The sequence below is a fragment of the Candidatus Cloacimonadaceae bacterium genome (assembly GCA_030693415.1).
Classification (GTDB): domain Bacteria; phylum Cloacimonadota; class Cloacimonadia; order Cloacimonadales; family Cloacimonadaceae; genus JAUYAR01.
Genome location: JAUYAR010000060.1, coordinates 1 through 1,510 on the forward strand (window position 1 = coordinate 1; position 1,510 = coordinate 1,510).

The window sequence follows — 1,510 nt, forward strand, 5'->3', positions numbered from 1 at the left end:
GCGGAAATTGACCTCGGATTTGGCATTGGAATCGAGGCGGAGATTCAGGTTTTCGGAAAAGGGAACCGGATAGGCATGGAGCTTGATACCCGGATTTGCCGGAAAGCCGGGATCGTCGTTGGCGCTTGAATAGTATTCCCAGTTGTAAGTGGAGAGTTCTGCATCCGACCAGTCAGGACCGCCGTTCCAGAATTGTACGATTTCCTGTTCGCGGTTTCCGTGAGCGTCATAACTGTATAATTTCCTTTCCATTTCATTCCAAACGTCCATATCCCAATAACAGCCGATTCTCTGATAGAGAAGATCGTCTGCACCGTGGGAATAAGTATCTCTTTGGTCTGGAATCCAGCCATTCATGTACCAAACATAGCGGATTTCTTCCAGAAACATGCCTGGTGCTTCCTGATGGCCGAACATGAAACTGAGAGGCAAATACCAGGCGATCCAATGAACAAACTGATCACCGGTGAGAGTGTCATTGGGATGGTAGCTGGTTGTGGTTCGGCTATCGGGTGCCCAGTACAAAGAATCGATTGAATCACTTTCGATTTGCTCGATGATCCGGTGGTGATTATCCCAACTGAAATTAATCTTGGAATATGTCCCGTCCTGATTGCTCCAATCTGCATTCCAAAAATAGACTTCATAGGTGGCGCCGGAGTATATGATGTGCATCCGCTGTTCGGGGTACCATTGTTGGGATAGTGTGTCCAAGGCATAGGAACAGGCACGGGTCAGGCGGTTTTGCGCGTCATACAAAAACTCGGAACGCATGGCGCTTACTTCAGAAAAGTTCGAGAAAAAAGTGACCGTGAAGGACGCCACATAGCCGGAAGCATTGTAGGAATATGTCCCGAAGGCGGCTAATGACCAGGAGTTCAATTCATAGTTATAGTACCATAGCCGAATGGAATCCGGTCTCGAAACGAAGGTTTGATTGTAATGGTATTCACTGGTGTAATGCGGTTGCCACTCGAAATCGTAATGAGTGAAAAACTCACTTTCTGTCAGACGCCAGATGCCACGGTCGGCGGCAAAGCTGGGATATGACATTTTTTGAAGGACATCGCGTATGCCGGGATTTATGGATAATAAGAGTAGCGGCAGCACGATGATCAGTGTCGCAAAGATCAGCTTTTTCATTTTCACACCTCCAGATGCTAATTTTGCCACATTGAAAATAGTATGCAGGAAAACTGTCAAGCTATTTCTTTCACAGGCTCACTTTTCACCACTAATCGATGTTTAAATCAAAAAACCCCGGAGGCAAAAAACCTGCGGGGTATGATGTTGGATGCTATCAAAGCTTATTTGATTTTCAGTACTTTGGTGCTTTTGCTGGTGCCGTTTTGGGTGGCTTTGACGAAAAAGATTCCGCTGGCGAGTTTCTTATCCGCTTTCCAATTGACGGTGCTGTTTGGCGCGGCGTTGATTTCTCCCACCAATTGACCGCGGAGATTGAAAATGCGGAAATTGACCTCGGATTTGGCATTGGAATCGAGGCGGAGAT

General features: G+C 46.8%; 2 protein-coding genes. Both read right to left on the reverse strand.

The window, feature by feature from the left end; genetic code table 11:
- The coding region (locus Q8M98_03975) for a hypothetical protein (protein ID MDP3113916.1) at window positions 1-1,143 on the reverse strand (1,143 nt) is incomplete at its 3' end.
- 164 nt (window positions 1,144-1,307) lie between these two features.
- The coding region (locus tag Q8M98_03980) for a T9SS type A sorting domain-containing protein (protein ID MDP3113917.1) at window positions 1,308-1,510 on the reverse strand (203 nt) is incomplete at its 5' end.